Raw genomic sequence first — 20595 nt, 5'->3', positions numbered from 1 at the left:
GAGGGAGAAAGCGGGCCGCGGGCAACCCGCCCCGACCGCCCGGCACTTCCGCCGGGCGGTCGGGGGACGGGCGGGCTGCTCCACGACACCTGTCCACGGCGGCGCCGACGCGGGCCCCATGTCGGTGCGACCGTCCTCGAACGGCGCGTCGACCGGGGCCCGCCGGGGCGTACTTCGCCTTCCTTCCCCAGGGATCTACCGCACCCCCCAGGGATCTACCGCACCGGACCGCGCCGGTCGGGTGCTGTTCAGAGCGTGTCGGTCAGGCCTCCGTCGATCACGAAGTCCGCGCCGGTGGTGTTCCCCGAACGCCGGCCGGCCAGGTACAGCACGAGGTCGGCGACCTCGGCGGGGGTGCTGAAGCGGCCGGTGGCCGCCGCCCCGGCGGCGTCGCGGGCGACCTCGGCCGGATCGATGCCCGCCGACCGCCCGACCGTGTCGGCGACGCCGCCCGCGCCCTTCCACAGGCCGGTCTCCACCGGTCCGGGACTCACCGTGTTGACCCGGACGCCCTGCGGTCCGACCTGCTTGGACAGGGCCTTGCAGAAGTTCGTCAGCGCCGCCTTGGCCGCGCTGTAGTCGATGACCAGCGGATCGGGCAGGCGGCCGTTGACGGAGGAGACGGTGACGATCCGTCCGTCGCCGCTCGCGATCAGGTGCGGCAGGGCCGCCCGGGTGGCGCGCACCGCGGCCATGAGGTTGATCGTGAGGGCCCACTCCCAGTCGGCGTCGGTCACCGCCTGGAAGCCGTCCACCCGGGGGCGCACCGCTCCCACGTTGTTCACCAGCACGTCGACTCCGCCGTACGCGGCGACCGCCTCCGCCACCAGCGCGGCCGGGGCGTCCGGCTCCGTCAGGTCCGACTCTACGACGGTGAGTTCGGCACCGGCCTTGACCAGGGCGTCGAGGGCGTCGGTGCGGGTCCTGGAGCCCGCGACGACGCGGGCGCCGGCGCCGAGGAGGGCCTCGACCACGGCCAGGCCGATCCCGCGCCCGGCCCCGGTGACCACGGCGCTCTGTCCGGCCAGCCCGAGGTCGTGGGCGGCGGGGCCGGCGGGGCCGGCCGTCATCGCCCGGCCGCCAGGTCCTGCCAGCCCAGCCAGGCCAGGACCGTGTCGGCGACCTCGCGCCAGCCGCTGTCGATGGTGAGGGAGTGCCCGCGGTCGGGGAAGTTAATAATGTCGGTGACCGCGTCGGAGTGCCGGTACTGCTTGAGGGTGGCGCGGGTGACGGTCTCGGGCACGGTGTGGTCCTTGCCGCCCGAGATCAGCAGCAGCGGGCCGCGGCCGGAGTTCGCGGTGTCCACCTTCGCCGGGGAGTGCGGGTTGAAGTTGGCCGAGGCCGCTTCGTAGAGCGGCTTGCCGGGGGCGGGGATGGTCCAGCGGTCGTACAGCGCCGCGGACTCCTCCTCGGAGACCGCGTTGCCGAAGGCGAACCGGAACTGGTCGGCGGTCAGGGACACCGCGCGGTGCTTGTTGGCGGGGTTCCTGAACACCGGGAGGGTGGCCTTGAGCGCCGACAGCGGCAGCGGCAGGACGCCCTTGATCTGGGCGGCGTCGATCGCGACGGCCGCGGCGGCGCGGTCCTGGCCGAGCAGCTTCTGCGCGATCATGCCGCCGAAGGAGTGTCCGATCAGGACGGGCGGTGCGGGCAGTTCGGCGATCAGTGCCGCGTAGTGCTCGACGACGTCGTCGATGCCGTGGTCGGCGATGCTCTCCGGGTTCGTCCGGGCGTCCGCCACGGTGTCGGGGTCGCCCGGCCAGCCCGGGGCGGAGGGTTCGTAGCCCTCCTGCCGGAACAGGTCGACCCACGGCTGCCAGGAGGCGCTGTGCAGCCACAGCCCGTGGATGAAGTAGACGGGGATCGGGGCGGTCATGGCTCGGCCCTCCAGTGTGACGGCGTGTCGTTCCTGCGGGAGCCCACACAACCGGGTCCGCCGCGCACTCGAACCGTGGTGGCACCCCAGTCCCGCCGGACTGGCGGGACCGGAAGGACTGGACGGACCGGCAGGACCGGACGGACCGGCAGGACCGGACGGACTGGCGGGACCGGCGGACCGGGACGGCCCCGGGCGGACCGGCGGACCCGGACCGTCAGCCGGCGATCCGGATCTTGTGCGCCACCGTCACCTGGTCCAGGTCCGACACCCGTACCGTCAGGTTCATCGTCCACTCGCCCGCGATCGGCAGGCTGACCGAGTCGGTGGCCCAGTAGCCGCCGCGGTCCGTGAGGCCGGCGGGGAGGGGGCCGATCTTCTGGGCGGCGAGGGTGAAGGAGAGGCGGAGTTCGGGGACGGCGGAGATGCCGTCGTCGGGGCCGAAGACGACCGCCTGGACGGAGTTGGGGCCGACCCGGCCCGGATCCAGGGTGATCTGCACCTTGCCGTGGCCGTTCGGGGTGCCGACGTCGAAGGGGACCATCGCCACGGCGGCCGCCGGGATGCCGCCGGCCGTGGCGGCCCCCGTGCCGGACTCGGCCGCCTCGGCGGCGGCGCGGCCGGGCAGGGTGCCGGTCAGGATCGTGGTGACGACCAGGACGGCGACGCCGATGGCGACCTCGGCGAGCACCGAGCGGCGCAGGGCCCGGTGATGCGCCGCCGGGAGCGGCTCCGCCACGGAGACCGGCTCCGCCGCCGAGACCGACTCCGCCGCCGAGACCGGGGCATCGTGGCCCGTCGCCGCCCCCGGACCCGGCGCTGCCTCCTGCGACGGCGCGGCCTCGCGGGCCGGTGCGCCGACCGTCTGCGGGACCCGGTCGCGGATGTCCGCCGCGGCCTCGGCGGGCCCGTTCGCCGGCATCGCCGTCCAGCGGCGGGACTGGGAGGCCGCCGCCAGCAGCAGGGTCACGGCGACGAGCTTCACGAGCAGGAGACGGCCGTACGTCGTACCGGTGAGCGCCTGCCAGGAGCCCAGGCCGCGCCAGGACTGGTAGACGCCGGTCACCACGAGGACCGTCACCGAGGCGAAGGCCACCCGGGAGAACCGGGTGACGACCGCCGCCGGAAGGGGGCCGGCGGTGGACCGGCGCAGGATGGTGAGGAGGGCCGTCAGCCCGCCCAGCCACAGCGACATGGCCAGCAGGTGCAGCACCGAGGACGTCATCGCCAGGGGTACCTGGATGCCGGCCGACGCGTGTTCGGACGCCGCCCAGGTCAGGGTCAGCGCGACGGCGAGGACTGCGGACGTGACCCGGAACGTGCGGGACGACGGACGCAGCCGCTCCGGCCGTCCGCGGAGCGCCAGGACGTACAGCCCCGCCACGACCGCCAGGAGGGCGACCCTGGCCAGCAGGACCAGGCCGGGGCGGCCCGTCGCGGTCCTGGCGAGCGCGGAGAGGTCGAAGGCGGTCGCCGGGGAGCTGCCCTCCTCGTACGGGGAGCGCAGGACGAAGAGGAGGAGCGTGGCCGCCAGCAGGGCCCACCAGGCGGTCCGGACCGGCTTGTGCAGCGGGGCCGGGTCCGGCGGGCGGCACAGGGCCAGGAAGGCGACGGTGCCGATCAGCAGGGCCACGGCCAGGTAGGCGCCGTAGCGGCCGATGTCGTAGAGGCTGCCGGTGACCGGGTTCTCGTCCGGGCCGGCGGGGACGGCCGCCGTGGTCGCCGACGGCTTGCCCACGGAGAAGGTGAGGGCACCCGAGACGGGGTGGCTGTCCGCGGACACGACCCGCCACGCCACGGTGAACGTGCCGGTTCCGAGCTTCTCCGGGAAGGTGATCCGCGCGGTGTCCGCGCCGGCGGGGCCGTGTTCGGGGTCGCCGGTGGTCACGCGGTGGTTGGTGGGGTCGTACACCCGGAACGAGTCGTCGAGCAGGCCGACGGACTCGGTGAAGGTCAGGGTGACGGCCCCGGGCGCCGACTTCAGGACCGCGCCGTCGGCCGGGTCGCTGCCGCGCAGGGCCGCGTGGGCGGAGGCGGGGGCCGCCGAGGCGAGGAGGAGGGCGGTGAGGAGGGCGCCGAGGAGGGCGAGGGCGCGCCACGCTCCGCGGGGAGCCGTCGTGCGTCGCAGGCCGTGTTCTTCGCTCACGTCACCGTCCTGAGTCCGGAAGCAGGCGTTCACGGGTCATACGGATGGGGGGCCTGCAGCGCTCATTGTGCTGAAAGGTCCCCCGGCCGGGTGATCAGGTCGTCGCGACGGCCTCCGGGAAGGCCGCGGACCGGTCGAGAAACGCCAGTTGGGCATGTTTCGCGGGTATCTGGACGTCCGGGAGGTCGATCTCGGGGAGCACCACGGCCGGGCCGCGGGTGAAGCCCTGGCGGGTGAAGCGGGCGATCGCCTTCGCGTTGCGGACGTCCGGGTCCACGACGATGCGGTGGCGGTCGAGGGTGCGCAGGGCGAACTCCGTGAAGGCGGACAGCAGGCCGTCCGTCCAGCCGGGGCGGGGGCCGTCGGGTCCGGCCGGGGCGAGGAGGACGTGGATGCCGATGTCGCCGGGGCGGACGTCGTAGCACTCGCTCACGCGGTCGGCCGCCGGCTCGTACGTCTGCAGGAGCGCGACCGGGGCGTCGTCCCGCTCGGCGAGGAGGGCGAGATAGGCGTGGTGGGTGTCGAGCGTGGCCATGTGGGCGTAGATCCCGGCGACCCGGTCGCGGGTGAGGCCGGTCATGCCCCAGAAGGCGGCGCGTTCCTCGCTGACCCAGGAGTGCACGACGTCCGCGTCCCGTTCCGGGTCCAGCGGCCGGAGCCGGACGGTGCCGAAGCCGTCGACGGTGTGGTCAGTCATCGGTTTCCTCCACGAGTTCCAGGCGGTCCCAGTCGGTGACGACCGGGGTCAGCTCACCCCTGAGCCACAGGGCGAGCTGATCGGTGTGGTGCGGTGCGCCGGGGACGCCGTCGGCGCCGAACGGCACCACCCAGCGGCTGTTGTCGCGGTCGGCCAGGTCCCAGACGTACCGGGCGGCCGGGCCGCGCGCGGAGAGGTCGGTGAGTCCGGGCACGGCCGAGGTGCACAGCACGCAGTCGTGGTCACCGGACAGGGCGGGCCCCTCGTACGACGGCTCGGGCAGCGCCCGCCACGGGGCGAGGCGATGGGTGTCGCCCCAGGTGGCGGCGCGGGGGCCGGTGTCGGTTCCCGGGCCGGTGTCAATACCGGGGCCGGTGCCGGGGCCGAGGTCGGTGCCGGGGTCGGTGCCCGTGGTTCGCTCGGCGGCGGCTTCCTCGACGGCCGCACGGACGAGGGCGGGACGGTCGATGCCGTACAGCTCCTCCGCCCTCAGGAGGTGTTCCAGCGCGAAGGCGACACGCGGGGTGAGGGCCAGCCAGGGGAGCAGTATCTCGGGGTGGCCGGGGGGCTCGGCGAGGGCGGCGAAGGCGGGGTGCGCGGCGAGCCGGCGTACGACCGCGGTGCGCAGGGCGGCGTAGGCGGCGGCGCCGGTGCTGTCGGCGTCCATCCTGCGGTCCCAGGCGAGCAGCAGGTCGCGGAGGCCGCCGGCCCTGGGGGTGAGGCCGTCGAGGGCGGCCAGGCGGTCGAGGAGGGGTGCCGCGGAGGCGAGGTGGGTGTCGGTGTGGATCGCGGACAGGTCGGCGGCGGACCAGGTGGGGCGCTCGCCGAGGAGGGCGCGGATACGGTCGGCGCGGTGCGGCGGGGCGAACTCGACGCCCAGGGGTGCGGCGGGGCCGCGCTGGTTCGCCATCACGGCCACGCCGTCGGTGAGGTCGCCGTACGGCATCTCGTGCCAGCCCTGCCAGGCGTGGCCCGGGAGCCAGGCGGGGGCGAGGCGGGTGCGGTTGGTGCGGGAGCGGACGGGGACCCGGCCCGCGACGCGGTGCAGGGTGCCTCCGGCGGTGTCGGCGGCGTGGACGACGTTGACGGGTTCGGCCCAGAGGTCGAACGCCCGGTCGACGTCGGCGACCCGGCGGGCCCGGAGGAGCGGGAGGAGGGCGCCGAAGCCGAGGTCGGCGGTGACGCGGGGCGGGTAACGCAACGCCAGTGCCTCGACACCGGTCTCGGGGTCCGGCTCGGCACCGGTCTCGGCGCCGGTCCCGACACCCACCTCTGCACCGGCCTCGGGGTCCGGCTCCGCACCGTGCGGGGCAGCGGGCGTGGGGGGTGTTATCAGGGGGCCTCGATCGGTCTCGATCAGTTCGACGCGTACCGGCTCCCGCCCCGCCACCTCCACCGTCTCGGTGTGGCGTTCGGCCCGCCGCCAGCCGCCGTCCGGTCCCAGTGCCTCCACGCCCGCCTCCGTGAAGCGCAGGCGTTCGCGGTAGAGGTCCTGGTAGTCGGCCATGGCGTTGGTGATGGACCAGGCGACCGTGCCCGCGTGGGCGAAGTGGGCGATGCCCGGTACGCCGGGGACGGCCAGACCGATCACGTCGAACTCCGGGCAGGAGAGGCGGATCTGCTGGTAGACGCCGGGTGCCTCGATGAAACGGTGGGGGTCGCCGGCCAGGAGGGCGTGACCGGTGGTGGTGCGGGAACCCGCCAGGAGCCAGCCGTTGCTGCCCGAGGTGCCCGGCCCGTCCGTGGCGAACAGGGGGACCGCGTCCTCGCCGAGATGCCGAATCGCCTCCTCGCGCCACAGCTTGGCGGGGAAGCCGGCGAACAGGATGTGGGCGGTCAGCCAGACACCCAGCGGATGCCAGGGCTCCCAGGTGCCGGGGGTGAGGCCGGTGCGGGCGAACTCGGGGGTACGGGCGGCGCCTGCCGCCAGACCCTCGTTCACGCCGGTCACGTACGCCCGTACCCAGTCCGCGGTCTCCGGGTCGCGTCCCTCCAGCGCCTCGAAGCACCGTCTCGCGGTGTCCGCCAGGCGGGCCCGGCGGGCGAACACGTCCCAGGGCACGGCCGGGGATCCGAGGAAGGACGCGGACGTGCCCTGGGCCCGGTGGCGTTCGACCTCCAGTTGCCAGGCCCGGTCACGGGCGGTGACCCGGCCCTGCGCACGGGCGAGTTCGCGGGTGTCGGTGGCTCGCAGGTGCGGGACGCCCCAGGCGTCTCGGTACGTCGTGATGGTCACCCTGCGGAACCCCTTGTCTAAGGTTAGGCTTGCCTAATCTGAATCCTGGGAATCGTACGTGAGGGGTGCGGGGGCGGGGCGGCGGGGCCTCCGCGAGCGCGCGGGGCGGATGCGGGCACGGGATCATCGACCCATGGACGCCAACGCCAAGGCCACCCCCCGGGCCGACACCGACACGGCCGCCGACACCCACACCGGGGCCCACACCGGGGTCCTGCGCCTCGCCCAGGACCCCGAGGCCGACGAACTCCTCGGCCGCAGCAGGCTCGCCGCACTCATCGGGATGCTGCTCGACCAGCAGGTCCCGATGGAATGGGCGTTCAAGGGGCCGGCCACCATCGCCCGGCGGATGGGGACGGACGAGCCGGACGCGCACGAGATCGCCGCCCAGGACCCCGAGGCGTTCGCCGCGCTGCTGTCCGAGAAGCCGGCGGTGCACCGCTACCCCGGCTCCATGGCCAAGCGCGTCCAGCAGCTCTGCCAGTACCTCGTCGACCACTACGACGGTGACGCCGAGAACATCTGGCGCGACGCCGGCAGCGGCGCGGAACTGCTGAAACGGCTCCAGGAACTGCCCGGGTTCGGCAGGCAGAAGGCGCAGATCTTCCTCGCCCTGCTGGGCAAGCAGCTGGACGTACGGCCGAAGGGCTGGCGGGAGGCCGCGGGCGCGTACGGGGAGGCGAAGTCGTTCCGGTCCGTGGCCGACATCACGGGACCCGAGTCACTGGCGAAGGTACGGGCGTTCAAGCAGGAGGCGAAGGCGGCGGCCAAGGCGGCGAAGGCCGCGGAGAAGCAGCCCGGAAAGTAACTCGGAGAACGGCCGCTCGAACCAGCCCGGTACGCGGCCGGGCGAACCGGCATGACAGGCAGCCAGGCGGACCTTCCCCGCAGGCAGCCGGGCGTACCGGCGTGACACGCGGCCGGGCAATCCGGCCTAACGGGCAGCCAGGCGGATCGGCCTGGTACGCGGCCGGGCGAACCGGCCTGACAGGCAGCCAGGCGGGTCGGCCCGGCAGGCAGCCCCGGGAGGGACGTCCCGGAAAGCGGCCTGGCCGCACCGTCCGGCAGGCGGCCCGGCCTGGGACCCGGAAGGGACGAGCCGGGCAGGCGGCGTGGCGGGACGTCGGCGTGACGGGACGGCGGCATGGCGGGGCGGCTCGGAAAGCGGGCCGGTGAAGCCGTCCGGGAGGCCGGACGGACGGGGACCGGCCGTCACCCGATCGGCCGCTTCCTGCTGGCAGGGGTGAACCCGCAGGTTTCAGCTGGAACCATGACCGAGCCTCCCAGCACCGGCCCCGCCGACGACGACCGCGCGGCTCACGCCACCGCGGCCGCGGCCTCGACCTCAGCCCCCGCGTCGGCGCGCGCCTCCGTCTCCACGCCCGCACATCCGCCGGCCCCCGCCCCCTCCCGGCACGAGCCCGAACCGCCCTTCCAGGGACCCCTGCACGCCCTCTCGAAGGCGGCCTGGGAGACCGTACTGCTCACCGGGCTCTCCTCCCTGATCCTGGGGATCCTGGTCCTCATGTGGCCGGGTGCCTCACTGCTCGCCGCCGGCGTGCTCTTCGGCGTCTACCTGCTGGTCAGCGGTGTCTTCCAGCTGGTCTCGGCGTTCGGCACGCACAAGACGACCTCGCTGCGCGTGCTGGCCTTCATCAGCGGCGCGGTGTCGATCCTGCTGGGCCTGTTCTGCTTCCGCGGTCCGCTGGAGTCGATCCTGCTGCTCGCCCTGTGGATCGGGATCGGCTGGCTGATCCGGGGCATCACCCAGACGATCGCCGCCGTGCACGACCCCGCGATGCCCGCCCGCGGCTGGATGGTCTTCCTCGGGGTCGTCACCTTCATCGCCGGCGTCGTGCTGATCGTCTCGCCGTTCGAGTCGGTCGGCGTGCTGACGCTGGTCGCCGGCATCTGGCTGGTGGTCGTCGGCCTCGTGGAGATCATCTCCTCGTTCGGCATCCGCAGCCGGGCCAAGCACATCCCGCAGACCCTGTGAACGGCGTCAACCTCGCGCCCCACGGGTACGCCGAGCGAGCGGATCTCGTGCCGGGTGCGATGAACACCGCTCGCCGCGCGGGGAGATGACCCTCATGAGCGGCGGTTCCCCCTCCGGGCACCCGCGGCCGGGACACACCTGGCTGCGGGCGCTCGTGCTGCTGCTCGCCCTGCTGCTGGCCGGCGCCCCCACGGCGGCCGGCGCCAGCGCCACGACCACCGCCCCGGCCGCCGCCGCGGAGACGACCGAGCACGACGTCCTCGACACCCCGCTGCGGCTCCCCGCCCGCGCCGTCCACCGCGCCGACGTACCCCAGCGTCCCGCGCCGCTCCCCGACGCGGCGCCCGCGGACCCGGCGGACCGCCACCGCCCGTGCGCGACGGCACCACGCCGGCCCTGCGCCACGCCCCTGCTGCGCACCGTGGTCCTGCGCTGCTGACCGACCGACAGGTCTCGCATCCCTCAGGTCAGTCGGCACTACGCAAGGAACACAGTCATGTCCTCAGACCCGTACGCGGTCCTGCGCGCCCTGCTGCGCGCGGAGGCCGTCCGCAGCACCCCGAAGCCGGAGGCGAAGACGGCGCGACCGCCGAGCCTGCGTCCTCAGGAGCAGAAGCGCGGTTGACCCCGGCCGGCAGCCGGGCGGCCCGTGCGGGGCGCCCGGCCCGCCGTCCGGCGCGCGTTCCGGACCGGCCCGCCCGGGCCCGGCTCACCTGCGCCGGCGTGCCGTTCCGAACAGTGAGCGGGTGATCTCGCGGCCGAGCTGCGTGCCCACCGAACGGGCGAGGGACCTGAACATCCCGCTGCCGACCACCTGTTCGACGAGCGAGGGCTCCGCCCGCGGTGCGGGCTCCGCGCGGGGCGCGGACGCCGGCGTGGCGGCCGGGTCCCGCCGCAGCTTCTCGTACGCCGACTCCCGGTCCACAGCCTGTGCATAACGTCCGTGGAGGGCGGACGCCCGCACCGCCTCGTCGAGTTCCGCCGCGCCCACCGGGGCCATCAGGGACTCCGGGGCCCGCAGCCGGGTCGCGGCGACCGGCGTCGGCGCGCCGTTCTCGCCGAGCACGGTGACCACGGCCTCGCCGGTGCCGAGGCCGGTGAGCAGCTCCTCCAGGTCGTACGACGACTTCGGGAAGGTCTGCACGGTGGCCCGCAGCGCCTTCTGGTCCTCGGGGGTGAAGGCCCGGAGCGCGTGCTGGACACGGTTGCCGAGCTGGGCCAGGACATCGGACGGTACGTCCTTCGGGCTCTGCGTGACGAAGAAGACGCCGACCCCTTTCGAGCGAATCAGGCGCACCGTCCGGGTGATCGAGTCCAGGAACGCCCTGGAGGCGTCCTCGAAGAGCAGATGCGCCTCGTCGAAGAAGAAAACCAGCTTCGGCCGGTCCACGTCGCCGATCTCGGGGAGGTCGTGGAAGAGGTCGGCCAGCAGCCACATCAGGAAGGTGGAGAAGAGCAGCGGCTTCTCCTGCACGGCGGGCAGCTCCAGGACCGAGACGACGCCCCGGCCGTCCGGGGCGGTACGCAGGAGGTCGGCCGTGTCGAACTCCGGCTCGCCGAAGAAGTCCGCCATGCCCTGCGCCTCGAAGGCGGTCAGGGACCGCAGGATCACCCCGGCGGTGGCCGTCGACAGCCCGCCGATGTCCTTGAGTTCGGCCCGTCCCTCGTCCGAGGTGAGGAAGGCGACCACCGCCCGCAGGTCCTTGAGGTCGAACAGCTCCAGGCCCTTGGTGTCGGCGTAGTGGAAGATCAGGCCGAGGGACTGTTCCTGGGTCTGGTTGAGCTGGAGCACCTTCGAGAGCAGGACCGGGCCGAAGCTGGTGATGGTGGCGCGGACCGGGATGCCGTGGCCGAGACCGCCGAGCGCCAGGAACTCCGCGGGGAAGCCGGTCGCCGTCCACTCCTGGCCCACCTCGGCCGCCCGCCCCGCGACCCGTTCGGTGCCCTGACCGGGGCGGGCGATGCCCGACAGATCGCCCTTGACGTCCGTCAGGAACACCGGGACGCCCTGCGCCGAGAGCTGCTCGGCCATCAGCTGGAGCGTCTTGGTCTTGCCGGTGCCGGTGGCGCCCGCGACCAGGCCGTGCCGGTTCAGCACGGCCAGCGGGATACGCACCGGCACGTCGGGACGGCACCGGCCGCCCCACAGAAGGGCGCCGAGGTCCAGGGCCTGACCGGTGCAGGCGTACCCGGCGGCGATCGCGGCGGCGGCCGGGGGAGGATCGCCGGCCGCGGCGGCTTCACCGGCACTCATCATCGGATCCCCTGTTCCCGTTTTGCGTTTTTGATGACCTTTACGGTGTCTTTTCCAGCGTCGCACTCGGCCGCCATGGCTGCGCCCGGAACGTCAGGACCGGTAGGCTTTCCGTGTGATCTTCAAGCGCATCGGAAACGGCCGGCCGTACCCCGACCACGGCCGGGAGAGCACCCGGCAGTGGGCGGACGTCGCACCGCGCCCGGTCCGCCTCGATCAGCTCGTGACGACCAAGGGCCAGCTCGACCTGGAGACCCTGCTCGCCGAGGACTCGACGTTCTACGGCGACCTCTTCGCGCATGTCGTGAAGTGGCAGGGCGACCTGTACCTGGAGGACGGGCTGCACCGCGCGGTCCGCGCCGCCCTCCAGCAGCGCCAGGTGCTGCACGCGCGCGTGCTCGAACTGGACTGACCCGCCCGGCGCGCCGTCGGTCCGGTCGACACCCGCGCGCCGTCCGGCGTTTGACGCGGGTTGCCCCTTTCGGGTTGGACCGAGGGACGTCGGATGATCATCTATTAGTCAACGCACCCGTGGCGCACTACGCTGCGCTCATGAGCATGCTGACTCCCCCCGGCATGGGCGGCCAGTACCGGATCACTGGGGACAAATACCCTCGCATGCGCCCGCGCCGGCGGCGAGCCCGGCTCGTCCTCTCCACGGTCGCCTCCGTCACCGCGCTCGGCCTCGTCGGCTGGGGCACCCTGCAGCTCATCGACGTCTTCACGGGCGGCGACAAAGAGGCTGCGGCGGCCGGTTCGACGGCGTGCGTGAAACAGGCGGCGGCGAGTACGGGCCCCGCGACCGGCGCGGCGGCGCTGCCGAAGCCGGCCCAGATCACGGTGAACGTCTACAACGCGACGACCCGTACGGGCCTGGCCAAGACCACCGCGGACGCGCTCGGGAAACGCGGCTTCAAGATCGGCGACGTCGGCAACGCGCCGGCGAAGTTCGACGCGAAGGTCAAGGGCACGGCGGTACTGCTCGGCCCGGCCACCGCCCTGCACACGTCCCTGCCGGTGCTGGCCACCCAGCTCACGGCACCGGACCAGCGCACGGAGGCCGGCCGCAAGGGTGCCGCGGTGGACCTGATCCTGGGCGACGCGTTCAAGACCCTCACGCCCCAGGCGACGGCCGCGAAGGCCATCACGGCCCTCTCCCACCCCGAGCCGACGGCAACGACCAAGAAACACTGCTGACACCCGGCCACACGAACCGGGGTGAACCCTCCACCCCGGCCCGCACCAACCAGCGTCAGGGGCGCGGGGAACCGCGCGACCGACCACACGAACCCGGGTGAACCCTCCACCCCGGCCCACACCAACCAACCTCAGGGGCGCGGGGAACCGCGCGACCGGCCCAGACGGACCGGTCGCCGCCACACGACCCGCACCCCCCACGGCACCACCGCGAACCGCGCCACCGCGAACGGCCCCTACTCGGCCGCCCCGTACAGGCGGTCACCCGCGTCGCCCAGCCCCGGGACGATGTACCCGTGCTCGTTGAGGTGGTCGTCGACGGCCGCCGTGACCACCGTGACCGGCGTCCCGGCCAGCTCCCGCTCCATGACCTCGACGCCCTCCGGCGCGGCCAGCAGCACCACCGCCGTCACGTCGTCCGCACCCCTCCTGATCAGCTCACGGATCGCCGCGACCAGCGTGCCGCCCGTGGCCAGCATCGGGTCCAGGACGTACACCTGGCGCCCGGAGAGGTCCTCCGGCATCCGCGAGGCGTACGTGGACGCCTGGAGCGTCTCCTCGTTGCGGATCATGCCCAGGAAGCCCACCTCGGCGGTCGGCAGCAGCCGGACCATGCCGTCCAGCATGCCGAGCCCGGCCCGCAGGATCGGCACCACCAGCGGGCGGGGACGGGCGAGCTTGACGCCGGTCGTGCGTGCGACCGGCGTCTGCACGTCGACGGCCTCGGTCCGCACGTCACGCGTCGCCTCGTAGGCGAGCAGGGTGACCAGTTCGTCGGCGAGCCGCCGGAACGTCGCGGAGTCGGTGCGCTGGTCGCGCAGGGTGGTGAGCTTGTGGGCGACCAGAGGGTGGTCGACGACGTGGAGACGCATGCCCACAACAGTAACCGCGCCCGCGCACGCCTCGCGCGGGGCCGCCCGGGGCCCGGCCTGCATCAAACCCCCCGTCCGGGGGAAAGCGGGAGTGACCGGACTGGGGTGGTGTGACCGTGTCTGATCAGACTGAACCGCAGGAGTGGCCCGACCGGGCGTACGGCGCGCCCGAGGGCGAGACGGAAGCCGAACGGCGTCGCCGCCGCGCCCGCTTCCTGCGCGATCTCGCCGAGGCCAGGGCGCTGCGCGACCGGGTCCAGCCCCGCCGCGTCAAGACGGCCCGGCTGCGACACGCCATGCGCATGCGGACGTTCCGCTGGTAGGAGTCGTAAGACCGCGGGAACGGCGAGGGTCGTACGGCCGATCCTCCGGCAAAGATCCACTGCCCGGGGCCCGTTGCGGTCCGTCACGGGCAAGGCCGTGCGTGGACCGCGGGAAAACCCGCGTACGATCCGCAGGTGGCGGCAACGAGTGCGCTGGTGGCTCCGCACGCGGGTACCTGGATGCCTCTTTGCATACGTGCGATCAAAACTGCCAGACACAGGGAGCCGAAGACGTCCCCTGAGCGCCTTGTTTCTGCCACGATTCCGAGTGGGTGGGGCCTGGAGCCCAGCTCTCCCCGCCCATGACCTCCGCCGGGGGGACCCCCAACCGGCACGCCTAAGACCAGTGGGAGAGTCACGGTGTACTTCGCCGCACTGCTCGCGCGCACCGAAGACGGGTGGGAAGCGAGCGACACAGAGCTCGACGATGTGGAGACCCTGTCGGACCTGGCCGACCTGGCCAGGGAATCGGCGCCCGACGCCGACGACACGGTGCTCGTCTTCATCGAGCAGGAGGACGCGTGGTTCGGCGTCGTACGCGTGGACGGCGAGGAGGACCCCCGGGTCTTCGTCTCCAACGCTGCCGCCGCGGCCCGCAGCTCGTACGGCGAGCTCCTGCTCACGGACGAACTGCTCGGAAGGGAGCCCAAGGACGAGGACGACGACCTGGACGCCCTCGACCTCGACGGCACCGAGGACGGTGAACCGGAGGCCGAGGACGACGAGGACTCCGACACGTCCGCCGTGCCGTCCGGTCCGGTCGGTGACAGCGGGATCCTCGACGACCTGGGCGTGAGCGCGAAGGAACTGCTCTCACTCAGCGACGACGCCCTCAGCGAGATCGCCGAGGTGCTGGGCGCCGCCGAGGTCCTGGAGACCGTCCGCTGACCTCCCACGAGGCAGCCGGGTCCGCGGACCCGGTACGCGACCGCTGGCGGGCCGCGATGCGGCTCGCCCTGGACGAGGCCGGACAGGCCGTCCGGGGCGGGGACGTCCCCGTCGGCGCCGTCGTGCTGTCCCCGGACGGCACGACGGTGCTGGCGGCCGGCCACAACGAGCGCGAGGCCACCGGCGACCCCACGGCGCACGCCGAGGTCCTCGCGCTGCGCCGGGCCGCCGCGACGCTCGGGGAGTGGCGGCTCACCGGCTGCACCCTCGTGGTCACCCTGGAGCCCTGCACCATGTGCGCGGGCGCCCTGGTGCAGTCCCGGGTGGACCGGGTCGTCTACGGCGCCCGCGACGAGAAGGCCGGGGCCGCCGGATCGCTCTGGGACGTCGTGCGCGACCGGCGCCTGAACCACCGCCCCGAGGTCGTCGAGGGCGTCCTGGCCGAGGAATCCGCCGGGCTGCTCACGGACTTCTTCCGCGACCGCTGAGAGACCGCCAAAGGGCCGTCGAAGGACCGTCGCGGGGCCGTCGAAGGACCATCGTGGGGCCGTCGTGGGGCCGCTGCGGGACCTCCCCAGGACTCCCCCGAAGGCGTCCTGGGAACCACCCCGGGGACACCGCCGGGGACACCGCCGCGGACACCGCCCGGGACACCCCACCGGCGTACCCCCTGGGACACCCCGGGACGGCTCCCGGTGCCTCTCCAGGGGCCGCGAACAGCGATTTCGGAGCACGGCCTCCCGTGCTGTAAGGTCTCTCTCGGTAGCGTGTCCGAGCGGCCGAAGGAGCTCGCCTCGAAAGCGAGTGTGGCGCAAGTCACCGAGGGTTCAAATCCCTCCGCTACCGCTGGAAAAGGGCCTCGTCGAAAGACGGGGCCCTTTCTGCATTCCCCGCCGGGCGCACGGCCCGTCGCGCGCCCCTTTCACGCCCCCGAACCCGGCAACGGGCTGGGACCAGCGGGCCGTTGGTCCGCCAGGGGGGCGTGAAGGTTACACTCGCGGCCGGCAGCAGGGTCCACAGGCTACGCAGACACGCCGGCAGAGGCAGGCACAGGGGAGGCCGCGGTGGCGGTGAATGCCAAGAAGATCGCCACGTACGTGCTCGTGGTCTTCGCGCTCTACGTGATCATCACAGACCCGGCCAAAGCGGCCGATTACGTCCAGATAGGATTCGAGGGCATCTCGGACGCGGCCAAGGCCGTCGGAACGTTCATGACCTGGCTCGTCAACGGAGCCAAATAGCGCACCACCCCTGGGAGCAACCATGATCCGCCACCTGGTCCTCTTCAAACTCGACGAGGGCGTGGGGCGCGACGACCCGCGGGCCGTCGCGGGCGCCGCCGCCTTCGAGGCGCTCGGCGGCCGGATCGAGGAGCTGCGCTTCTGGGAGTGCGGCTGGAACATCACCGATCGCCCCATCGCCCACGACTTCGCGATCAACTCGGCCGTCGAGGACGCGGACGCGCTGAAGCGGTACCTGGAGCACCCGGACCACCAGGCGGCCGCCGCGCAGTGGCGGGAGTTCGCCACGTGGGTGATCGCCGACTACGAGTTCTGAGCCGCCCCGCGCCCCGCCGCGGCCCTACGGCACCTTCCGGAGACAGGCCCTCCGCCGGGAACGGCGGGGGGCCTTCTGGTTCTTATGCCCCAACTGACCAACTTTCACCCTCAACACGACGCTATGGGGTGCTTGCGCATGGTGCACATGTCTTGTGATGCTATGACCGCTTTTGACGGATGATTGACCGATGAAGAGGTGGCGTTGACCGTGTCGGCCAGTTCTGCGCCGCCCCAGGAAGAGGCGCCCGCCCCCGCTCCCCCCACTGCTCCCCCCACCGCCCAGCCCCCGGCCCAGGCGCCCGCGCCGCCCCCGGAGAAGCGGCGGGGTGCCGACACCCGGGCACTCACCCAGGTGCTCTTCGGGCAGCTGAAGGACCTCAGGCCGGGCACGGCCGAGCACAACCGGGTGCGGGCGGCGCTCATCGAGGCGAACCTCCCGCTCGTGCGCTACGCGGCCGCCCGCTTCCGCTCCCGAAACGAGCCGATGGAGGACGTCGTCCAGGTCGGCACCATCGGGCTGATCAACGCCATCGACCGTTTCGACCCGGACCGGGGCGTGCAGTTCCCGACCTTCGCGATGCCGACCGTCGTCGGCGAGATCAAGCGCTACTTCCGGGACAACGTGCGCACCGTGCACGTCCCGCGGCGGCTGCACGAGCTGTGGGTCCAGGTGAACAGCGCGACCGAGGACCTCACCACCGCCTTCGGGCGCTCGCCCTCCACCGCCGAGATCGCCGAACGGCTGCGGATCAGCGAGGAGGAGGTGCTGTCCTGCATCGAGGCCGGCCGCTCGTACCACGCGACCTCCCTGGAGGCCGCCCAGGAGGGCGACGGCCTGCCGGGCCTGCTGGACCGCATCGGCTACGAGGACCCGGCCCTGGACGGCGTGGAACACCGCGACCTGGTCCGCCACCTGCTGGTCCAGCTCCCGGAGCGGGAGCAGCGGATCCTCCTGCTGCGCTACTACAGCAACCTCACCCAGTCGCAGATCAGCGCGGAACTGGGCGTCTCCCAGATGCACGTCTCCCGTCTGCTGGCCCGCAGCTTCCAGCGCCTGCGCTCGGCGAACCGCATCGAGGCCTGAGCCACCGGCTCCCTGAGCCGCCGGTCCCCCGAGCCACCGGCCCCCTACGCCGCCGGTCCCCCGAGCCTCGCCCGGAGCCCCTTCGCCGGGCCCCTCACGGCCCTCTCGGCAGCCCTCCCGGCCCTCCCGCACCGCCCGGCGGGGCCCCTCGGGAGCCCGCCACACCGCCGACGCGCCGTCGCACGCGCCGTCGCACGGGCCGCCGCACGCACCGGCGCAGCGCCCGCGGAGGCACTCGTTACCGGCCCGAGACACGCTTCGGTCGACTTGGTGCGGCCGTAACCGCAAGCAGGATCGAGCCATCACCGTCGCGAGCGAATCGCTCACCAGCACATTTCCCGACAGCCTGGGGGCGAAATAGCGTCAGACCCCTTGCATCCAGGGCGGATTCACATTTCACATGTCGACATGTCACTACAGCGTGTTGCCGACATGTGACATTCTGCGGGAAGCGCGTTTGCCGGGGCTCCGGCTCCGGTATTCAGGTGAAGGCGCCGTTCCTCGTGAGGGGCGTCGCCGCGACCGTCCCGCGACCCAAAGGGGGTGGCATGTCCGCAGACCAGGGCAGCTCGAAGGTGCTTACGCCCACGATGAGCGAGGCAGCGCCCAAGGAGCTCGACGCCATCGACGTGCTCGACAGCATCGATGGCGCCATCGAAGGCGCTCCGGCGCTGGAGGCCCCTCCGACCCCGGAAGTCCCGGTGGTCTCGGAGAACCTCGACACCCGCACCCTGTCCCGCTCCCTGTTCCTGCGCCTTGCCGCGCTCGACGAGGACAGCCCCGAGCGTGCCTACGTCCGGGACACCCTGATCGAGCTGAACCTCCCCCTCGTGCGCTACGCGGCAGCCCGCTTCCGCAGCCGCAACGAGCCGATGGAGGACATCGTCCAGGTCGGCACCATCGGCCTGATCAAGGCGATCGACCGCTTCGACTGCGAACGGGGCGTGGAGTTCCCTACGTTCGCGATGCCGACGGTCGTCGGTGAGATCAAGCGGTTCTTCCGCGACACCTCCTGGTCGGTCCGCGTCCCGCGCCGCCTCCAGGAGCTGCGGCTGGCCCTCACCAAGGCCAGCGACGAGCTATCCCAGAAGCTGGACCGCTCCCCGACGGTGACCGAACTGGCCGCCGTACTGGGCGTGTCCGAGGAGGACGTGGTCGACGGCCTGGCCGTCGGCAACGCGTACACCGCCTCCTCCCTGGACTCCCCGGCCCCCGAGGACGACGGCGGCGAGGGCTCGCTGGCCGACCGCCTCGGCTACGAGGACACGGCCCTGGAGGGGGTCGAGTACCGCGAGTCGCTGAAGCCGCTGCTGGCCAAGCTGCCGCCCCGCGAGCGCCGGATCATCATGCTCCGCTTCTTCGCGAACATGACCCAGTCGCAGATCGGCGACGAGGTCGGCATCTCCCAGATGCACGTCTCCCGCCTGCTGACCCGCACCCTGGCCCAGCTCCGCGAGGGCCTGATCGCGGACTGAACCGGTACCGACGGGTTCCTAACTGACGGAGCGTCAGTCACACTGGCGCGATGCCTACCCGTAGCACACCGAGTGGCCGCCGAGCCGCTGTCACGGCAGCGTCGGCGGCCGCCCTGTGCTGCCTGGCCTGCACGCTCACGGCGTGCGGAGGCGGGGGCGGCGGCTACACCGCGGTGGGTGCCGCCGCGGGGCCTTCGGGGGTGCCCGGGGGATCGCCGGCGCCCACGGGATCGGTGACGCTGGTCCCGCTGGACGGCTCCCCCGCGGGGACGTCGCACGGGCCGCCCTCCGCCGGAACGGACTCCGCGACCGCGGCGGCCGAACCGGCAGGACCCGCGGGCCCGGCCCCGACATCGCCGCCCGGCTCCTCCGGCGGGGACGGCGCAGGTACAGGCACAGGCACAGGCAAAAGCACCGGGCGGGGCACAGGCACCGGGGACGGGCGGTCCGCACCGCGGACACCGAACCCGCCGCGGTCGACGGCCACTTCGCGCCCGGCCACGTCGCCGTCCGCCACGGCACCCGCCGGCACCTCGCCCGCCGTCCTCACCTGGAGCGCGCCCACCCGCGAGTCCACGGACCGGCGGTGGTGCGAGAAGGTGACGGTCGACTTCGACAACTCGGGCGGTACGGCGGTCCGTTCCGGCACGGTCACCCTCGGCACGCACATCGTCGACCTGCTGGGCATCGACTGGGCGACGATCAGGTCGACGCGGCCCGTGCCGACCCCCGTCGCGCCCCGCTCGCACAGGAGCGGCACCTGGACGGTCTGCGTGGACGACTGGCGGGTGCCCCTGGGCATGCACGTCGAGACCCGCGTGCTGTCCGTCGACTGGAGCTGAGCCGGACCGCCGGACGGAACCCCGCCGGGCCGGCGGGTCCGCAGGGCACGACGAAAGCCCGGGGCGGCACACCCCGGGTTCCTTCGTCGCGCCGCCACCCCGCCCCTCGTACCGCCGGTGGGGCCGGGTGCGCGGCGGGTGCCTACTTGAGCGCCAGCCAGGCCACCGCCGCGACCACGACCACCACGGCGACGACGCCGAGGATCAGGCCGATGCGGGGGCCGCCGGAGGCGGAGGAGGGGGACGCCGTCTGCTGGGAGGTCTGCGGGGCCTCGTCGACGAACGCGCGGAACATCTGGGTGCTGCCGGCGGGGTCGTAGTTGCCCTGGGGGCCCTGGGTGTTAGCCATGGGCCGAGAGACTAGCGAATCCGGTGGTCCGGCCCAAGTGGGGGGCCTCCCGGAAGTACAAGTCGCCCCACCTGTGTGTTTACGATCGCAATACTTGTCTTTGCCAAGTTTTGGCCTGCCCGTCGGCCCACTTATTTGCCTGTAGCAACCAAGCGGTTCTATGGTTGCCCCAAGCAACGAATACGGGAGGTGTGATGGCGGAGCAGGCGCAGTTCGAGGAGCTGGCACGTCAGCTCAGCGCCGTCGGAGCCGTGAAACGGGACCTCGCGCGGATCCTGCCGCACGAATGCCCGGCCGGCTCCGCGGCCGTGCTGACGCTGCTCGGCCGCTTCGGATCCATGCGCATGAGCAAGCTCGCCGAGCTGCTCGCCGTGGACATGTCCGTGACCAGCCGGCACGTGGCGCACGTCGCCGAACGCGGCTGGATCGAGCGGTCCCCGGATCCGGCGGACAAGCGGTCCCGCATCCTGCACCTCACGCCCGCGGGCGTGGAGACGCTGCAGGACCTGTCCCGGCGCAGCACCGAACTGCTCACCGAACGGCTGGGCGACTGGAGCGACGAGGAGGTCGACCAGCTGATCCGGCTGATGACCCGGCTCCGGGACAGCTTCGGCGACTGCCGGACCCCGATCACCCATCCGCGGCCGACCTCGACGGTCACGGCCGCGACGGTCCCGGCCGAACCGGTCCCGGCGGCCCCGAAGGCCGCCGTCGCGGCCACGGTCGCCTCCGCGGCCCGCGCGCCCACCGCCCCCGTATTCGACCCGACCACCCGTACACCCGCGTAAGACGTAGAAAAGG

23 protein-coding genes and 1 tRNA gene are annotated in these 20595 nt (G+C 73.1%); 16 read left to right on the top strand and 8 right to left on the bottom strand.

Annotated features, from left to right (window positions below; genetic code table 11):
- Positions 1-248 precede the first annotated feature (248 nt).
- From ACFY3I_RS24280 to ACFY3I_RS24260, 5 genes are all read right to left on the bottom strand, one after another.
- Positions 249-1070 carry an SDR family NAD(P)-dependent oxidoreductase gene (locus tag ACFY3I_RS24280; protein ID WP_365285584.1) on the bottom strand — a complete coding sequence of 274 codons (822 nt, stop codon included), beginning with the start codon at positions 1068-1070 and terminating at the stop codon, positions 249-251.
- Positions 1067-1876 carry an alpha/beta hydrolase gene (locus tag ACFY3I_RS24275; RefSeq protein WP_390862590.1) on the bottom strand — a complete coding sequence of 270 codons (810 nt, stop codon included), beginning with the start codon at positions 1874-1876 and terminating at the stop codon, positions 1067-1069. The genes ACFY3I_RS24280 and ACFY3I_RS24275 overlap by 4 nt, the downstream gene beginning before the upstream one ends.
- A 217-nt stretch (positions 1877-2093) precedes the next feature.
- Positions 2094-4022, bottom strand: a complete 1929-nt coding sequence (locus ACFY3I_RS24270) for a copper resistance protein CopC (protein WP_390862588.1) — start codon at positions 4020-4022, stop codon at positions 2094-2096.
- Between the two features lie 94 nt (positions 4023-4116).
- A complete protein-coding gene (locus ACFY3I_RS24265; RefSeq protein WP_365285588.1) occupies positions 4117-4719 on the bottom strand; it encodes a GNAT family N-acetyltransferase in 603 nt (200 codons plus the stop codon).
- Positions 4712-6955 carry a penicillin acylase family protein gene (locus tag ACFY3I_RS24260; RefSeq protein ID WP_390862584.1) on the bottom strand — a complete coding sequence of 748 codons (2244 nt, stop codon included), beginning with the start codon at positions 6953-6955 and terminating at the stop codon, positions 4712-4714. Before ACFY3I_RS24260 ends, ACFY3I_RS24265 begins: the two co-directional genes overlap by 8 nt.
- Positions 6956-7088: 133 nt before the next feature.
- Between ACFY3I_RS24260 and ACFY3I_RS24255 the strand changes: the two genes are divergently transcribed.
- The 4 genes from ACFY3I_RS24255 to ACFY3I_RS24240 all read left to right on the top strand — a co-directional run bounded on the left by ACFY3I_RS24255 (position 7089) and on the right by ACFY3I_RS24240 (position 9576).
- The gene (locus tag ACFY3I_RS24255) at positions 7089-7763 is read left to right on the top strand and encodes an HhH-GPD-type base excision DNA repair protein (RefSeq protein WP_390862582.1); all 675 of its coding nucleotides are present in this window, start codon (positions 7089-7091) and stop codon (positions 7761-7763) included.
- A 462-nt stretch (positions 7764-8225) separates the two neighbouring features.
- Positions 8226-8951, top strand: coding sequence for an HdeD family acid-resistance protein (locus tag ACFY3I_RS24250; RefSeq protein ID WP_365285594.1), 726 nt, complete (start codon positions 8226-8228; stop codon positions 8949-8951).
- Positions 8952-9045: 94 nt separating this feature from the next.
- Entirely contained in the window at positions 9046-9390 is a 345-nt protein-coding gene (locus tag ACFY3I_RS24245; RefSeq protein ID WP_390862580.1) for a hypothetical protein, read from the top strand.
- A 57-nt stretch (positions 9391-9447) separates the two neighbouring features.
- Entirely contained in the window at positions 9448-9576 is a 129-nt protein-coding gene (locus tag ACFY3I_RS24240) for a hypothetical protein (protein ID WP_365285598.1), read from the top strand.
- A gap of 84 nt (positions 9577-9660) precedes the next feature.
- Here the strand turns inward: ACFY3I_RS24240 and ACFY3I_RS24235 are convergent, their stop codons facing one another.
- Complete coding sequence (locus ACFY3I_RS24235; protein WP_390862578.1) at positions 9661-11205, bottom strand: helicase HerA-like domain-containing protein; 1545 nt, start codon at positions 11203-11205, stop codon at positions 9661-9663.
- 115 nt (positions 11206-11320) lie between these two features.
- Here ACFY3I_RS24235 and ACFY3I_RS24230 point away from each other — a divergent pair, with 115 nt between their 5' ends.
- Together ACFY3I_RS24230 and ACFY3I_RS24225 are read left to right on the top strand one after the other, a co-directional pair.
- Positions 11321-11617 (top strand): type II toxin-antitoxin system VapB family antitoxin, encoded by a 297-nt coding sequence (locus ACFY3I_RS24230; RefSeq protein ID WP_003999914.1) that lies wholly within the window; start codon positions 11321-11323, stop codon positions 11615-11617.
- Between the two features lie 140 nt (positions 11618-11757).
- The gene (locus ACFY3I_RS24225) at positions 11758-12402 is read left to right on the top strand and encodes a LytR C-terminal domain-containing protein (protein ID WP_390862577.1); all 645 of its coding nucleotides are present in this window, start codon (positions 11758-11760) and stop codon (positions 12400-12402) included.
- 236 nt (positions 12403-12638) lie between these two features.
- Here the strand turns inward: ACFY3I_RS24225 and upp are convergent, their stop codons facing one another.
- Positions 12639-13274, bottom strand: a complete 636-nt coding sequence (upp, locus tag ACFY3I_RS24220; RefSeq protein WP_365285604.1) for a uracil phosphoribosyltransferase — start codon at positions 13272-13274, stop codon at positions 12639-12641.
- 116 nt (positions 13275-13390) lie between these two features.
- On the opposite strand from upp, the gene ACFY3I_RS24215 reads away from it, so the two are divergent.
- From ACFY3I_RS24215 to ACFY3I_RS24175, 9 genes are all read left to right on the top strand, one after another.
- Complete coding sequence (locus ACFY3I_RS24215) at positions 13391-13597, top strand: hypothetical protein (RefSeq protein WP_365285606.1); 207 nt, start codon at positions 13391-13393, stop codon at positions 13595-13597.
- A 360-nt stretch (positions 13598-13957) separates the two neighbouring features.
- Positions 13958-14485 carry a hypothetical protein gene (locus ACFY3I_RS24210; protein ID WP_365285608.1) on the top strand — a complete coding sequence of 176 codons (528 nt, stop codon included), beginning with the start codon at positions 13958-13960 and terminating at the stop codon, positions 14483-14485.
- Between the two features lie 56 nt (positions 14486-14541).
- Entirely contained in the window at positions 14542-14973 is a 432-nt protein-coding gene (tadA, locus tag ACFY3I_RS24205) for a tRNA adenosine(34) deaminase TadA (RefSeq protein ID WP_365285610.1), read from the top strand.
- 273 nt (positions 14974-15246) lie between these two features.
- Positions 15247-15331: transfer RNA gene (locus tag ACFY3I_RS24200), tRNA-Ser, on the top strand.
- A gap of 224 nt (positions 15332-15555) precedes the next feature.
- The gene (locus ACFY3I_RS24195) at positions 15556-15726 is read left to right on the top strand and encodes a hypothetical protein (protein WP_390862726.1); all 171 of its coding nucleotides are present in this window, start codon (positions 15556-15558) and stop codon (positions 15724-15726) included.
- Between the two features lie 22 nt (positions 15727-15748).
- Positions 15749-16042 (top strand): Dabb family protein, encoded by a 294-nt coding sequence (locus ACFY3I_RS24190; RefSeq protein WP_390862575.1) that lies wholly within the window; start codon positions 15749-15751, stop codon positions 16040-16042.
- Between the two features lie 204 nt (positions 16043-16246).
- The gene (locus tag ACFY3I_RS24185) at positions 16247-17128 is read left to right on the top strand and encodes an RNA polymerase sigma factor SigF (RefSeq protein WP_365285968.1); all 882 of its coding nucleotides are present in this window, start codon (positions 16247-16249) and stop codon (positions 17126-17128) included.
- Between the two features lie 548 nt (positions 17129-17676).
- Positions 17677-18603: an RNA polymerase sigma factor SigF gene (locus ACFY3I_RS24180; protein WP_365285616.1), complete on the top strand. Its 927-nt coding sequence runs from the start codon at positions 17677-17679 to the stop codon at positions 18601-18603.
- A 599-nt stretch (positions 18604-19202) separates the two neighbouring features.
- Positions 19203-19445, top strand: a complete 243-nt coding sequence (locus ACFY3I_RS24175; RefSeq protein ID WP_365285618.1) for a hypothetical protein — start codon at positions 19203-19205, stop codon at positions 19443-19445.
- Positions 19446-19587: 142 nt separating this feature from the next.
- On the opposite strand, the gene ACFY3I_RS24170 is transcribed toward ACFY3I_RS24175, so the two are convergent.
- Complete coding sequence (locus ACFY3I_RS24170) at positions 19588-19794, bottom strand: hypothetical protein (protein ID WP_365285620.1); 207 nt, start codon at positions 19792-19794, stop codon at positions 19588-19590.
- A 194-nt stretch (positions 19795-19988) separates the two neighbouring features.
- On the opposite strand from ACFY3I_RS24170, the gene ACFY3I_RS24165 reads away from it, so the two are divergent.
- Positions 19989-20582, top strand: coding sequence for a MarR family winged helix-turn-helix transcriptional regulator (locus ACFY3I_RS24165; RefSeq protein ID WP_390862572.1), 594 nt, complete (start codon positions 19989-19991; stop codon positions 20580-20582).
- Positions 20583-20595 lie beyond the last annotated feature (13 nt).

Source organism: Streptomyces sp. NPDC001068, assembly GCF_042897315.1.
Taxonomy (GTDB): domain Bacteria; phylum Actinomycetota; class Actinomycetes; order Streptomycetales; family Streptomycetaceae; genus Streptomyces.
This window is presented reverse-complemented; position numbering and strand designations above follow the sequence as displayed.

Excerpts from the sequence above, each read along its gene's own strand:
- ACFY3I_RS24280 (WP_365285584.1), bottom strand. The coding sequence starts at position 1,070 with ATGACGGCCGGCCCCGCCGGCCCCGCCGCCCACGACCTCGGGCTGGCC.
- ACFY3I_RS24275 (WP_390862590.1), bottom strand. The coding sequence starts at position 1,876 with ATGACCGCCCCGATCCCCGTCTACTTCATCCACGGGCTGTGGCTGCAC.
- ACFY3I_RS24265 (WP_365285588.1), bottom strand. The coding sequence starts at position 4,719 with ATGACTGACCACACCGTCGACGGCTTCGGCACCGTCCGGCTCCGGCCG.
- ACFY3I_RS24255 (WP_390862582.1), top strand. The coding sequence starts at position 7,089 with ATGGACGCCAACGCCAAGGCCACCCCCCGGGCCGACACCGACACGGCC.
- ACFY3I_RS24250 (WP_365285594.1), top strand. The coding sequence starts at position 8,226 with ATGACCGAGCCTCCCAGCACCGGCCCCGCCGACGACGACCGCGCGGCT.
- ACFY3I_RS24245 (WP_390862580.1), top strand. The coding sequence starts at position 9,046 with ATGAGCGGCGGTTCCCCCTCCGGGCACCCGCGGCCGGGACACACCTGG.
- ACFY3I_RS24240 (WP_365285598.1), top strand. The coding sequence starts at position 9,448 with ATGTCCTCAGACCCGTACGCGGTCCTGCGCGCCCTGCTGCGCGCGGAG.
- ACFY3I_RS24235 (WP_390862578.1), bottom strand. The coding sequence starts at position 11,205 with ATGAGTGCCGGTGAAGCCGCCGCGGCCGGCGATCCTCCCCCGGCCGCC.
- ACFY3I_RS24225 (WP_390862577.1), top strand. The coding sequence starts at position 11,758 with ATGAGCATGCTGACTCCCCCCGGCATGGGCGGCCAGTACCGGATCACT.
- upp (WP_365285604.1), bottom strand. The coding sequence starts at position 13,274 with ATGCGTCTCCACGTCGTCGACCACCCTCTGGTCGCCCACAAGCTCACC.
- tadA (WP_365285610.1), top strand. The coding sequence starts at position 14,542 with ATGCGGCTCGCCCTGGACGAGGCCGGACAGGCCGTCCGGGGCGGGGAC.
- ACFY3I_RS24190 (WP_390862575.1), top strand. The coding sequence starts at position 15,749 with ATGATCCGCCACCTGGTCCTCTTCAAACTCGACGAGGGCGTGGGGCGC.
- ACFY3I_RS24180 (WP_365285616.1), top strand. The coding sequence starts at position 17,677 with ATGTCCGCAGACCAGGGCAGCTCGAAGGTGCTTACGCCCACGATGAGC.
- ACFY3I_RS24170 (WP_365285620.1), bottom strand. The coding sequence starts at position 19,794 with ATGGCTAACACCCAGGGCCCCCAGGGCAACTACGACCCCGCCGGCAGC.
- ACFY3I_RS24165 (WP_390862572.1), top strand. The coding sequence starts at position 19,989 with ATGGCGGAGCAGGCGCAGTTCGAGGAGCTGGCACGTCAGCTCAGCGCC.